Source organism: Methylobacterium sp. 1A (genome assembly GCF_058072805.1).
Window position 1 is genome coordinate 2,259,801 of sequence record NZ_JBYQVE010000001.1, and the last position, 11,866, is coordinate 2,271,666.

12 protein-coding genes are annotated in these 11,866 nt (G+C 72.7%); 10 read left to right on the plus strand and 2 right to left on the minus strand.

Annotation, left to right across the window (positions count from 1 at the left end; all coding sequences use genetic code 11):
• Window positions 1–113: 113 nt before the first annotated feature.
• Window positions 114–1,442: a glycosyltransferase family 87 protein gene (locus ACX9MN_RS10995; RefSeq protein WP_489724414.1), complete on the plus strand. Its 1,329-nt coding sequence runs from the start codon at window positions 114–116 to the stop codon at window positions 1,440–1,442.
• Here ACX9MN_RS10995 and ACX9MN_RS11000 read toward each other — a convergent pair.
• Together ACX9MN_RS11000 and crtD are read right to left on the minus strand one after the other, a co-directional pair.
• Window positions 1,402–2,262, minus strand: coding sequence for a carotenoid 1,2-hydratase (locus ACX9MN_RS11000; RefSeq protein ID WP_489724415.1), 861 nt, complete (start codon window positions 2,260–2,262; stop codon window positions 1,402–1,404). The genes ACX9MN_RS10995 and ACX9MN_RS11000 overlap by 41 nt on opposite strands.
• Window positions 2,259–3,794, minus strand: coding sequence for a 1-hydroxycarotenoid 3,4-desaturase CrtD (crtD, locus tag ACX9MN_RS11005; RefSeq protein WP_489725221.1), 1,536 nt, complete (start codon window positions 3,792–3,794; stop codon window positions 2,259–2,261). The genes ACX9MN_RS11000 and crtD overlap by 4 nt, the downstream gene beginning before the upstream one ends.
• A gap of 106 nt (window positions 3,795–3,900) precedes the next feature.
• On the opposite strand from crtD, the gene ACX9MN_RS11010 reads away from it, so the two are divergent.
• The 9 genes from ACX9MN_RS11010 (at window position 3,901) to pufA (ending at window position 11,785) form a co-directional block, all read left to right on the plus strand.
• On the plus strand, window positions 3,901–4,770 hold the full coding sequence (locus ACX9MN_RS11010) for a polyprenyl synthetase family protein (RefSeq protein WP_489724416.1): 870 nt from the start codon (window positions 3,901–3,903) through the stop codon (window positions 4,768–4,770).
• Between the two features lie 29 nt (window positions 4,771–4,799).
• Window positions 4,800–5,927, plus strand: coding sequence for a methyltransferase (locus tag ACX9MN_RS11015; protein ID WP_489724417.1), 1,128 nt, complete (start codon window positions 4,800–4,802; stop codon window positions 5,925–5,927).
• A 94-nt stretch (window positions 5,928–6,021) separates the two neighbouring features.
• On the plus strand, window positions 6,022–6,960 hold the full coding sequence (bchC, locus tag ACX9MN_RS11020; RefSeq protein WP_091976542.1) for a chlorophyll synthesis pathway protein BchC: 939 nt from the start codon (window positions 6,022–6,024) through the stop codon (window positions 6,958–6,960).
• Window positions 6,957–7,961 carry a chlorophyllide a reductase iron protein subunit X gene (locus ACX9MN_RS11025; RefSeq protein WP_042669531.1) on the plus strand — a complete coding sequence of 335 codons (1,005 nt, stop codon included), beginning with the start codon at window positions 6,957–6,959 and terminating at the stop codon, window positions 7,959–7,961. Before bchC ends, ACX9MN_RS11025 begins: the two co-directional genes overlap by 4 nt.
• Window positions 7,962–7,966: 5 nt before the next feature.
• Window positions 7,967–9,496 carry a chlorophyllide a reductase subunit Y gene (gene bchY / locus ACX9MN_RS11030; RefSeq protein WP_489724418.1) on the plus strand — a complete coding sequence of 510 codons (1,530 nt, stop codon included), beginning with the start codon at window positions 7,967–7,969 and terminating at the stop codon, window positions 9,494–9,496.
• On the plus strand, window positions 9,496–10,962 hold the full coding sequence (gene bchZ / locus ACX9MN_RS11035; protein ID WP_331300048.1) for a chlorophyllide a reductase subunit Z: 1,467 nt from the start codon (window positions 9,496–9,498) through the stop codon (window positions 10,960–10,962). Before bchY ends, bchZ begins: the two co-directional genes overlap by 1 nt.
• Before the next feature lie 35 nt (window positions 10,963–10,997).
• Window positions 10,998–11,219, plus strand: coding sequence for a hypothetical protein (locus ACX9MN_RS11040; RefSeq protein WP_026604760.1), 222 nt, complete (start codon window positions 10,998–11,000; stop codon window positions 11,217–11,219).
• A 127-nt stretch (window positions 11,220–11,346) separates the two neighbouring features.
• Window positions 11,347–11,583 (plus strand): light-harvesting antenna LH1, beta subunit, encoded by a 237-nt coding sequence (gene pufB, locus ACX9MN_RS11045; RefSeq protein ID WP_012319767.1) that lies wholly within the window; start codon window positions 11,347–11,349, stop codon window positions 11,581–11,583.
• Between the two features lie 10 nt (window positions 11,584–11,593).
• A complete protein-coding gene (gene pufA, locus ACX9MN_RS11050) occupies window positions 11,594–11,785 on the plus strand; it encodes a light-harvesting antenna LH1, alpha subunit (protein ID WP_020091993.1) in 192 nt (63 codons plus the stop codon).
• The last annotated feature ends 81 nt before the right edge of the window (window positions 11,786–11,866 follow it).

Consider the following 11,866-nt stretch of genomic DNA (forward strand, 5'->3'; position numbering starts at 1 on the left):
GCAGCCGCCGCCCTCTTGCACAAGCCGGGCCGGGCCGCAAACACCCCTGTTAACGGGCCCGGAACCGCGCGCGCCTAGGCTGCCGCGGAATCCGGACGCGGAAATCCTCCGTCATGCCAGCGCCCCTCCACACCCGTGCGCCGGGCTCACCGTCAGCACGCGCCGCCGCGCTCCGGTCAGATCTCGCGCATCTCCTGAGCAGCGATGACCGGCTGTTCGCCTTCGGCAGGCGGGCGGCCTGGGTGCTGCTGCCGTTCGGCCTCGCCCTGGTCCTCCTCGTCTACGGGACCGGCCCGGACCCGCGGCGCAACTGGTACGGCGACCCCCTCGGCAACGACTTCGTCCAAGTCTGGGTGGCGGGCCGCTCGGCGCTGGAGGGGCGGGGGGCGGACCCCTACGATCTGCCGGTGCACCTGGCGAACCTGAAGGCGGCCTGCGGGCAGGCGTGCCGGTTCGCGTGGCACTATCCCCCGGTGTTCCTCCTGCCGGCGGCCGCGATGGCACTGCTGGATCTGCAGCCGGCCTACCTGCTCTGGACCGCGCTCTCCCTCGCCCTGTTCGCGCTCGCGATGCGGGTCGCGGCCGGCCGGCGGGACGCGGCCCTCATCGCGCTCGCGCACCCGCTCGTGCTCTGCAACCTCGTCTACGGCCAGAACGGCCTGTTCACCGCGTCGCTGCTCACCCTCGGCGCGGTGCTCGTCGATCGCCGACCGTGGCTCGCCGGGCTCTGCTTCGGCCTGCTGGCCTACAAGCCGCACTTCGCGGCGCTCGCCCCCCTGCTCCTGCTGGTGACGGGACGGCGCGCGTGCCTGGCCGCCTGCGCGTCGACGGTGCTGGCCCTCTGCCTCGCGTCGCTGGCGCTGTTCGGGACGGCGCCCTGGACCGGCTTCCTCGGCACGCTCGGGGACACGAACCGGATCATCCTGCAGAACGCGGCGGCGAGCCTCAACCTCAACGCCAGCGCGTTCGGCGCGGTGCGCTTGCTCGGCGGCTCGATGGCCGCCGCCTGGACGGCGCAGGGTCTCGTCGCCGTACTGGCGCTCGGCCTCGCCTGCCGCGCCTGGTCCCGGCCCACAGACCCGACGCTGCGCGCGGCCGCGCTCCTCGTCTCCGCGCCGCTGCTGTCACCGTACCTCCCGGTCTACGACCTGGCGCCCCTCGTGCCGGCCGTGCTCCTCCTGGCGCTCGCCGCGCACCGCGCGGGCGGCCTGCGGCCGCGCGAGCGGGCCCTGCTCTGCGCGGTGCCGCTCTTCGCGGTCGTCCGGGAGGCGGCCGCGCTGACCGGCTTCCCCCTCGGCCTCGTGCTGAGCATGGCGACCTTCGCCTGCATCGCGGAGCGCGTCATGCCGCGGAGCGTCACCCCGAGCCGGCGGCGATCCGGGACGGGCGGCGCCGAGGCCCTCACGGAGCCAGCGGCCGCGGGATCCGGAAGGGCAGCATGAGTCGCACCATCGGGTTGCGGAACCGGTCGAGCGACAGGCTCTCGTGCACGGCCCGGACCGGCTCGCCGCCCAGCGTCGAGGCGAGCAGCGAGCGGGCGTAGAACGGCGTGTCCTCGTAGGTCGCGAGCACCCGCGAGCGGCCGCCGTCACTGCGGGTCTCGCGCGGCATCCGCCAGAAGCGCGTCGCCGGGAGCGCCGCGCCGGGCGGCGGCCGGATCTCGCGGCGGCTGCCGTCCGCGGAGAACCGGAGCGACAGGTTCTGGCCGCCGCCGTCGCGGTGATGGACGTCGTAGAGGATCGCCGCGCCGTCCGGCAGGTCGGCCCGGCACCATGTCCACCGCGAGAAGGCGGCCTCCAGCGGTTCGTCACCGTCGTTGGTATCGAAGTAGCCGCTCCCGCTCCAGCGAAGGTCCGGCGCGTCGAAATCCACCTCGACCCGCGAGGACGGCGACATCGGCCACCAGCGGTGGCGCCCGGCCCGGTCGAGATGGAACGGGCCGCCCGTGAACCCGCGCGGCTCGAGACGCACGGTGCCGCGGATCCTCCGGGGCAGGGGCGCGCCGCGCTCGTCGATCCGCACCGTCAGCGCCGTGCCGTCCCAGTGCATGGCGCTGGGTCCGACGGCGATGTGGTCGGCGCTGCGCGACAGGCTGGCGGCGCGGCGCTCGGTCATGGCGAAGCGGCCGCGGTCGCCGTAGAGCACCACGTTCATGGCGCAGTGGGCGAAGGGGTCCTTCTCGGCGCTCCAGGCGTAGTAGGGCGAGAACACGCTGCCGATGAACGCGATGATCGTGAGGCCCTGGCGGCCGTCGTCGCTCACCGCATCGACGTACCACCACGCGTAGCCGCCCCGCGCGACCGCGCCATCGAATCGCGGTCGTCCAGGATCGCTGCCGCTGCCAGCCGCCCCGACTGCGCCGCCATCGGCACGCCCGGGCCGGGATGGATCGAGCCCCCCGCGAGATAGAGGCCCGGCAGCGCCGTCCGCGCGCCCGCGCGCTTGAAGGTCGTCGCCCATCCCTGCGCCGCCCGACCGTAGAGGGCTCCGCCCGTCCCGGGGAAGAGGGCGTCGAAGTCCCGCGGCGTCGTCGTGACCGCCGACGACGTGAAGTCCAGGGTGAGCCCGCAGGCCTCCAGCCGGCGGATCAGGTTCCTCTCGCATCTCTCGATCTCCGGCGGCTGAAGGGGGCGCTCCCGGCCATCCGCCGGAGCGTTGACGAGCAGGAGCAGGCGTTCCGGCCCCCGCGGCGCGGCGCCCGCCGCGTCCCGGTCCTGGGCACAGACGTAGACGGTCGGGTCGTCGGGCAGGCGGCGGGCGCGCAGGAGCGCGTCGAACTCGGCCCGGTAGTCGCGCGAGAAGAACACCGTGTGGTGCGCCAGCGGGAAACCCGCCGGCACCGCCTCCGCGCAGAGCGTGACCGCGGAGAGCGAGCGCTCGCCGGGCGCGAGCCGCTCGCCGGCGGCGGCCGCATCGGGCCCAAGCAGCCCCGCCCCCAGGGCCGCGCAGTCCGCGTTGCAGACGACGTAGTCGGCGGCCACAGTCGTGCCGTCGCTCAGGCGCACGCCGGTGACGCGGCCGCCGTCCGCGAGGATTTGCGCGACCTCCGCGCCGTACCGGAAGGTCGCGCCGCGCTCCGCCGCCAGATCGGCCACCGCCCGCGCGAGGCCGCTGAGCCCTCCCGCGACGGTCCAGACGCCGGCCTGCTCCACGTGGGCGACGAGCATCAGCGTCGCCGGTGCCGTGAAGGGCGAGGCGCCGCAATAGGTGGCGTAGCGGCCGAACAGCTGGAGCAGCCGCGGGTCGCGAAAGTACGCCCCCAGCGCCGACCAGAGCGTCGTGAAGGGCTGGATTCGCCAGAGATCGCCGAGGCCCGAGAGCCCGACCCGCTGCGCGAGGCCGGCGGGACCCGTCCGGCCCTCGCGGATGAAGGGCCCTTCGAGGGTGCGGTAGACCTCGGCCGAGCGGGCGCAAAAGCGCCGGTAGCCGTCCGCCTCGCGCGGTCCCGCGAAGGCCGCGATCGCGTCCGCCGACGCGTCGATATCGGCGAAGAGGTCGAGACGCTCGTCCCGGCTCCAGGCGTGACGGGCGAGGAGCCTTGCCGGTGACAGGGCGACCCGGTCGCCGAGATCCGCCCCGCACTCGGCGAACAGCTCCTCGAGAACCCAGCGCATCGTGAAGACGGTCGGACCGGCCTCGACGGCGCGGTCCCCGACCGGGACGGCGCGCATCTTCCCGCCGGGCTGCGGCGCGCGCTCGAGGATTGTCGTCTCGAAGCCGGCATGGGCGAGCCGCAGGGCGGCGGCGAGGCCACCGATCCCGGCACCGATCACGACGACGCGCTCCTGCGCCACGGCCGCTCCGAACTCCCCCACCACGGGATTGATCTCCCCTCCGCAAAGTGTCAATAAGAAATGACACCTGTTGCTGACAACCGCATACAACACGGGAGGCAACGATATGGAGTTCGGTCGGCGGATCGAGATGGCGCTGGATCGCGCCGTTGCGCACGCGGAGGCGCCCGGCGCCCCGCCCCTTCTGGCGGAGGCTCTCCGCTACGCGGTGTTTCCCGGCGGCCATCGGATCCGGCCGCGCCTGTGCCTCTCGGTGGCCTGCGCCTGCGGCGACGACGACCCGGCGGGGTCCGTGGCGGCCGCCGCCGCTATCGAGCTCCTGCACTGCGCCTCGCTGGTCCACGACGACCTGCCGTGCTTCGACGACGCGCCGATGCGGCGGCAGAAGCCCTCCGTCCACGTCGCCTTCGGCGAGCCGATCGCCGTCCTGACCGGCGACGCCCTGATCGTCCTCGCCTTCGAGACCCTCGCGCGGTCCGTCGGGCCTCATCCGGCGCGCCTCGGGCGCCTCGTCGGACTCCTCGGCCGCGCCGCGGGGTCGCCGTCCGGCATCGCGGCCGGGCAGGCCTGGGAATCGGAGGCGCATATCAGCCTCAGCGACTATCAGCAGGCGAAGACGGGCGCCCTGTTCGCCGCCGCCACCGTGGCCGGTGCCGCGGCGGCGGGCGCGGATCCGGAACCCTGGCGCCGCCTCGGCGAGTGCCTCGGCGAGGCCTATCAGGTCGCCGACGACCTGCGCGACGTCGCCTGCCGGCAGGAGGAGATCGGCAAGCCCGCCGGGCGCGACGCGACGCTGGGCCGCCCCAACGCCGCCGCCCTGCTGGGGACCGGCGGCGCGATGGAGCGCCTGTCCCGGCTGACCCGCGAGGCGATCGCGGCGATCCCGCCCTGTCCGGGCGTGGCCACGCTCACCGCCGAGATCGAGGCGCAGGCGCGGCTGTTCCTGCCCGCGAGCCTGCGCGCGGTGGCGGTCTGAGCGCCGGATCGCTCCCCGGAACCGGCACGGTGCCGCCCGTTCCGCCCGCGTGGGCGGACAGGTGGCTCGCGTGGCGCAACCGCCTCGTCGCCAGCCCCCGGTTCCAGCGCTGGGCGGCGGGTTTTCCGCTGACGCGCCGCATCGCGCAGCGCAACACGCGCACGCTGTTCGACCTCTGTGCCGGCTTCGTCTACGCGCAGGTCCTGACCGCCTGCATCCGCCTCGACCTGTTCGCGATCCTCGCGGATGGCCCGCAGACGGTCGACGCGCTGGCGCGGCGGCTCGACCTCACGCCCGACGCGGCACGACGCCTGCTGCGCGCCGCCGAGTCCCTCGGTCTGCTGCGCGCCCTGTCGAATGACCGATTCGGGCTCGCCGACCTGGGCGCGGCCCTGGTCGGCAATCCCGGCATCGCCGCCATGATCGAGCATCACGCGCTGCTCTACGCGGATCTCGCGGATCCGGTCGCCCTGCTGCGCGGGCAGGCCCAGCCGACCCGCCTCGCGGGCTACTGGCCCTACGCGGCCGGGGCGACGGGCGACGCGCGCACGGTGGCTCCCTACAGCGGCCTGATGGGTGCCTCGCAGGCGCTGATCGCCGAGGATGTGCTCGACGCCTGCGACCTGTCGCGCGTCCGGCACCTCATGGATGTCGGCGGCGGCGAGGGCGCCTTCCTGCAGGCCGTGGCGGCGCGGCACGCCGGCCCCCGCCTGACCCTGTTCGACCTGCCGGCCGTCGCCGACCGCGCCCGAGCGCGCCTCGACCAATCCGGCCTCGGCGACAGGATCGCCTGCCGCGGAGGCGACTTCCACGGCGGGCTGCCCGCGGGCGCCGACACGATCACCCTGGTGCGGATCGTCCACGATCACGACGACGCGCCGGCCCAGGCACTGCTGCGGGCGGCCTACGCGGCGCTGCCGCCGGGCGGCACGCTGCTCATCGCGGAGCCGATGGCCGGGACGCCCGGCGCGGAGCCGGTCGGCGACGCCTATTTCGGCTTCTACCTCCTGGCGATGGGCTCCGGCCGGCCGCGCCGGGCCGAGGAGCTGCGCGCGATGCTCGCGGCCGCAGGTTTCACCGCCACGCACGAGCATCCGACACGTCGCCCCCTGCTCGCGCGGGTGCTGAGAGCTCAAAAAACAGGCCCAGCCAAGTAAGTGTGACTTGACGCTGACCTGTGTCTATCTAGGATGACACATAGCGGCTTCGCACCAGAGAGAGTCGCAACGCAAAGGGTGGACACTTCCAGCCATGGACGCTCTGGCCGTCATTCTGGAAAACCCGGAGCACCTGTCGGTTCAGCGCCTGGCCCTGACGCCGCCCACTGACGCGGACGCGGTCGTGGCGGTGTCCTGGAGCGGGATCAGCACCGGCACCGAGCGCCTGCTCTGGTCGGGGCGGATGCCGCCCTTCCCGGGCATGGGCTACCCCCTGGTGCCGGGCTACGAATCCGTCGGGACGGTCGTGGAGGCGGATGCCGGCGCTTCGGTCCGGGTCGGCCAGACCGTCTACGTCCCGGGGGCCCGCTGCTTCGGCGCCGTTCGCGGCCTGTTCGGAGGCGCCGCGTCCCATCTGGTCGCACCGGCCGCCCGCCTCGTGCCGGTGGACGAGGCCCTCGGCGAGCAGGCCTGCCTCCTGGCCCTCGCGGCGACTGCCCATCGCGCCCTCGGGCGCCTCGCCCCCGGCGCGGCTCCGCTCATCGTCGGGCACGGCGTCCTCGGCCGGCTGCTCGCGCGGCTGACCCTGGCTGCGGGCGCCGCGCCCACCGTCTGGGAGACGGACCCCGTGCGCGCAGCCGGCGAGCACGGATACACCGTCGTCGCGCCCGACGCGGATCCCCGGCGCGACTACGCGACGATCACGGATGTCAGCGGCAACGCCGCCGGCCTCGACGACCTGATCGCCCGGCTCGCACCGGGGGGCGAGATCGTCCTCGCCGGGTTCTACGAGGCGCCCCTCAGCTTCGCTTTCCCGCCCGCCTTCATGCGCGAGGCCCGGATCCGGATCTCGGCCGAGTTCAGGCCCGAGGACACGGTGGCGGTGACGCGGATGATCGAGAGCGGCCGGCTCTCCCTCGACGGTCTGATTACCCACCGTGCCCCGGCGGCACAGGCCCAGGACGCCTACCGCACCGCGTTCGCGGATCCGGGCTGCCTGAAGATGATCCTCGACTGGAGGGACGCCGCGTGAACGTTCAGCTCAACAAGGCTGCCCTGTCCCAGGCGACTCAGCTCCGCGCCGAGGCCGCGATCGAGCCCGATGCCGTGTCCACCGCACCGGCGAAGAAAGAAACGCAGATCATCGCGATCTACGGCAAGGGCGGCATCGGCAAGTCGTTCACCCTCGCCAATCTCAGCTACATGATGGCCCAGCAGGGCAAGAAGGTCCTGCTGATCGGCTGCGACCCGAAGAGCGATACGACCTCGCTCCTCTTCGGCGGCAAGGCCTGCCCGACCATCATCGAGACGTCGACCAGGAAGAAGCTCGCGGGCGAGTCGGTCGCGATCGGCGACGTCTGCTTCAAGCGCGACGGCGTCTACGCAATGGAGCTCGGCGGTCCCGAAGTCGGGCGCGGCTGCGGCGGCCGCGGGATCATCCACGGCTTCGAGCTTCTGGAGAAGCTGGGCTTCCACGAGTGGGGCTTCGACTTCGTCCTCCTCGACTTCCTCGGCGACGTGGTCTGCGGCGGCTTCGGCCTGCCGATCGCCCGGGACATGTGCCAGAAGGTCATCGTCGTCGGCTCGAACGACCTGCAGTCGCTCTACGTCGCCAACAACGTCTGCTCGGCGGTGGAGTATTTCCGCAAGCTCGGGGGCAATGTCGGCGTCGGCGGCCTCGTGATCAACAAGGACGACGGCACCGGCGAGGCCCAGGCCTTCGCGGAGGCGGCCGGCATCCCGGTCCTGGCCTCGATCCCGGCCGACGAGGACATCCGCCGCAAGAGCGCGAATTACGAGATCATCGGCAAGCCGGACGGGCGCTGGGGCACCCTGTTCGCGGAACTCGCCGCCAATGTCGCGGAGGCCGCGCCGCACCGCCCGACGCCGCTCTCGCAGGACGGGCTGCTCGGCCTGTTCTCCAGCGAGACCACCGGCCGCGACGTCGTGCTGGTTCCGGCGACCCACGAGGACATGTGCGGCGTCGCCCACGTGTCCAAGCCGTCCCTCGAAGTCGTGTACGACGAGGTCTGACGCGCATGGCCGTCTCCCTCGACATCGCCGATCTGCGGGCCCGCAAGGCGCCGGCCACCGTCGACCTCGCCGCGGCGCAGAGCGACGGCCTGGGCTGCCACGCCGGTAAGGACGCGATGGTGGCGGCCGCGGAAGCCGCCGGCATGTCGGAGACCCTGGCGCAGCTGCGCGAGGATTATCCCCAGGGCCCGCACGACCAGCCGCAGAGCATGTGCCCGGCCTTCGGCTCGCTGCGGGTCGGTCTGCGGATGCGCCGCACGGCGACGATCCTGTCGGGCTCGGCCTGCTGCGTGTACGGCCTGACCTTCACGTCGCATTTCTACGGGGCGCGGCGCAGCGTCGGCTACGTGCCGTTCAACTCCGAGACGCTCGTCACCGGCAAGCTGTTCGAGGACATCCGCGAGGCGGTCCACGCGACTGCGAAGCCGGAGGATTACGACGCCGTCGTCGTCATCAACCTCTGCGTCCCGACGGCCTCCGGTGTGCCGCTGCGGCTGCTGCCGAAGGCGATCGACGGCGTCCGGGTGATCGGCATCGACGTGCCGGGCTTCGGCGTCCCGACCCACGCCGAGGCCAAGGACGTGCTCGCTGGCGCCATGCTCAAGGTCGCCCGCGCGGAGGCCGAGCAGGGGCCCGTCGCCGCCCCCCGCGGTGGCCGTTCCGAGCGCCCGAGCGTCGCGCTGCTGGGCGAGGTCTTCCCGGCCGACCCGGTGGTGATCGGTGCGCTCCTGGAGCCGCTGGGACTCTCGGCCGGCCCGGTCGTGCCGACCCGGGAATGGCGCGAGCTCTACGCCGCCCTCGACTGCGCGGCGGTGGCGGCGATTCACCCGTTCTACACGGCCTCGATCCGCGAGTTCGAGGCGGCCGGCCGCCCGATCGTCGGCTCGGCCCCCGTGGGCGTCGACGGGACCGCCGACTGGCTCGACCGGATCGGCGAGGCTTGCGGTGTCGCTCGCGCGACCGTCGAGGCGGCCAAGAACCGCATCCTGCCCGGCATCCGCGGCGCGCTCGGCGCGATGCCGATCAAGGGGCGGATCACGCTCTCGGGCTACGAGGGATCGGAGCTGCTCGTGGCGCGCCTCCTCGTCGAGAGCGGCGCCGAGGTCCCCTATGTCGGCACCGCCTGCCCGCGCACGCCCTGGTCGGAGGCGGATCGCGACTGGCTCGAGTCTCGCGGAACGGAGGTCCGCTACAGGGCCTCCCTCGAGGATGATCTGTTCGCCTTCGAAGCGCTGAAGCCCGATCTCGCCATCGGCACGACGCCGGTCGTGCAGCGCGCCAAGGAGCGCGGCACGCCGGCGCTCTACTTCACGAACCTGATCTCGGCGCGCCCGCTGATGGGCGCGGCCGGCGCCGGGTCGCTCGCCACGGTGATCAACGCCGCCCTCGGCAACAGGGCGCGCTTCGACGCCATGCGCGACTTCTTCGAGGGCGTCGGCACCGGCCACGCCGCGGGCGTCTGGCAGGAGGTCCCGCAGAAGCGCCAGGGCCCGAAGATCGAGGGTCCGAAGAAGCCGATCGGGGAGATGGCCTGATGCTCATCCTCGATCACGACAGGGCTGGCGGCTACTGGGGCGCGGTCTACGTCTTCACGGCGATCAAGGGCCTGCAGGTCGTCATCGACGGCCCCGTGGGCTGCGAGAACCTGCCGGTCACCTCGGTGCTGCACTACACCGACGCGCTGCCGCCGCACGAGCTGCCGATCGTGGTCACCGGGCTCGCCGAGGAGGAACTCGGCCGGCACGGTACCGAGGGCGCCATGAAGCGCGCCCACGCGACCCTCGATCCGGGCCAGCCCAGCGTCGTGGTCACCGGCTCCATCGCCGAGATGATCGGCGGGGGCGTGACGCCCGAGGGCACGGGCCTTCAGCGCTTCCTGCCGCGCACCATTGACGAGGATCAGTGGCAGGCCGCCGACCGCGCCATGCGGTGGCTCTGGCAGGAGTACGGGGCGAAGAAGTTCGCCAAGAAGGGCATTCCGGCCCGGCCCGAGAAGAAGCCCGGCGAGAAGCCGCGGGTGAACCTGATCGGCCCGGCCTACGGCACCTTCAACATGCCGTCCGACCTCGCGGAGATCCGTCGCCTGGTCGAGGGGATCGGCGCCGAGGTGAACCTCACCTTCCCGCTCGGCGCGCACCTCGCGGACGTGCCGAAGCTGGTCAACGCCGACGCCAATATCTGCCTCTACCGGGAGTTCGGGCGGCTGCTCTGCGAGGATCTGGAGCGCCCGTACCTGCAGGCGCCGATCGGCATCCTGTCCACGACCAAGTTCCTGCGCTCGCTCGGCGCGATCCTGAACCTCGATCCCGAGCCGTTCATCGAGCGGGAGCGGCACACCACGATCAAGCCGGTCTGGGATCTCTGGCGCTCGGTGACGCAGGACTTCTTCGGGACCGCGAGCTTCGGCATCGTCGCGACCGAGACCTACGCGCGCGGCGTGCGCCACTTCCTCGAAGACGAGATGGGCCTGCCCTGCCACTTCGCCTTCGGGCGCTCGGCCGGTCTGAAGCCCGACAACGCGGCCGTCCGCGCCGCCGTCGCGGCCAAGCCGCCGCTGGTGCTGTTCGGCTCGTTCAACGAGCGGATGTACCTCGCCGAGTGCGGCGCCCGAGCGACCTACGTGCCGGCCTCTTTCCCCGGCGCGATCATCCGGCGGCACACCGGCACGCCGTTCATGGGCTACGCCGGGGCGACCTACCTGGTCCAGGAGGTCTGCAACGCCCTGTTCGACACCCTCTTCCATATCCTGCCGCTCGCCCGCGACATGGACAAGGTCGAGGCCACTCCCACGCGGCGGCACGCCGAGCTGCCGTGGGACGAGGCCGCCCGGCAGGCACTCGACGCCCTCGTCGAGGCCCAGCCGGTGCTCGCCCGGATCTCCGCGGCCAAGCGCCTGCGCGACGCCGCCGAGCGGGCTGCCCGGGACACCGAGGCCGCCGCCGTAGCGCCCGCCCACGTGGCGCGGGCCCGGGCCGCCCTCGCGGGAGGAGTGCCCGCATGAGCCGCCTTTCCGTTTCACCCAGAGGAGACCTGACGATGCGAACGATGGTCCCGACCGGCCGCCAGCACCAGGAAGCGTTTCAGTTCCGGCTGATCCTGGCGGCGACCTACCCGTTCTTCCTCGCCGCGGCGGCGCTGAACCGGTTCCGGCCCAGCCGCGAGACGGCCCGCCCGGGCCTGGCGCCGGCGCGCCGCTCGGTCTTCGGCGAAGCCCGCGCCATGGCGGTTCAGGCGATCCCCTTCGCCTTCATGGGCTGAAACGCCCCTGAGCGAGACGCTTCCGTCCGGTCACGCGGGGGAAGTCGGGCCGTGACAGCCGAAAGGCATCGCGGCTGAACCCGTCGCGCCTCGCCAGAGGCGCGGCCAACACACGGAGGTCTGAACGATGGCGAGTGGACCCGTCACAACAGAAAGACCGAGCAGCCTGTCCGGGCTGACGGAACCGGAAGCCAAGGAGTTCCACGCGATCTTCCTGACGAGCTTCCTCATCTTCACGGCGATCGCCGTGGTCGCCCACATCCTTGTCTGGCTGTGGCGTCCGTGGCTCCCCGGACCGCAGGGCTACGCCTCTCTCGAGGGCGTTCGCGATGCGGCCCACGCCCTCGTCACGATGATCGGCTGAGGAGGATCGGATGCACAAGGTTTGGTTGCTCTTCGATCCGCGGCGCACGCTGGTAGCTCTGTTCACCTTCCTCTTTATCCTGGCGCTGCTGATCCACTTCATCCTGCTCTCGACTGACCGGTTCAACTGGCTGGACGGCCCGAGAAACAACAAGGCGGCCCAGAACACCATCACGCTCGCGCTGCCGCAGATGCCGGCCTGAGTGCCGGTTCGGACCGCGGCGCGCGAGGGCCGCGGTCCACCCATATTTCCTCTTCTCCGGCCTGACTGAGGAGCAGCCGCC

What these genes read in the sequence shown, in the direction of transcription:
- ACX9MN_RS10995 (WP_489724414.1), top strand. Translation starts at nt 114, where the DNA reads ATGCCAGCGCCCCTCCACACCCGTGCGCCGGGCTCACCGTCAGCACGC.
- ACX9MN_RS11010 (WP_489724416.1), top strand. Translation starts at nt 3,901, where the DNA reads ATGGAGTTCGGTCGGCGGATCGAGATGGCGCTGGATCGCGCCGTTGCG.
- bchC (WP_091976542.1), top strand. Translation starts at nt 6,022, where the DNA reads ATGGACGCTCTGGCCGTCATTCTGGAAAACCCGGAGCACCTGTCGGTT.
- bchY (WP_489724418.1), top strand. Translation starts at nt 7,967, where the DNA reads ATGGCCGTCTCCCTCGACATCGCCGATCTGCGGGCCCGCAAGGCGCCG.
- bchZ (WP_331300048.1), top strand. Translation starts at nt 9,496, where the DNA reads ATGCTCATCCTCGATCACGACAGGGCTGGCGGCTACTGGGGCGCGGTC.
- ACX9MN_RS11040 (WP_026604760.1), top strand. Translation starts at nt 10,998, where the DNA reads ATGCGAACGATGGTCCCGACCGGCCGCCAGCACCAGGAAGCGTTTCAG.
- pufB (WP_012319767.1), top strand. Translation starts at nt 11,347, where the DNA reads ATGGCGAGTGGACCCGTCACAACAGAAAGACCGAGCAGCCTGTCCGGG.
- pufA (WP_020091993.1), top strand. Translation starts at nt 11,594, where the DNA reads ATGCACAAGGTTTGGTTGCTCTTCGATCCGCGGCGCACGCTGGTAGCT.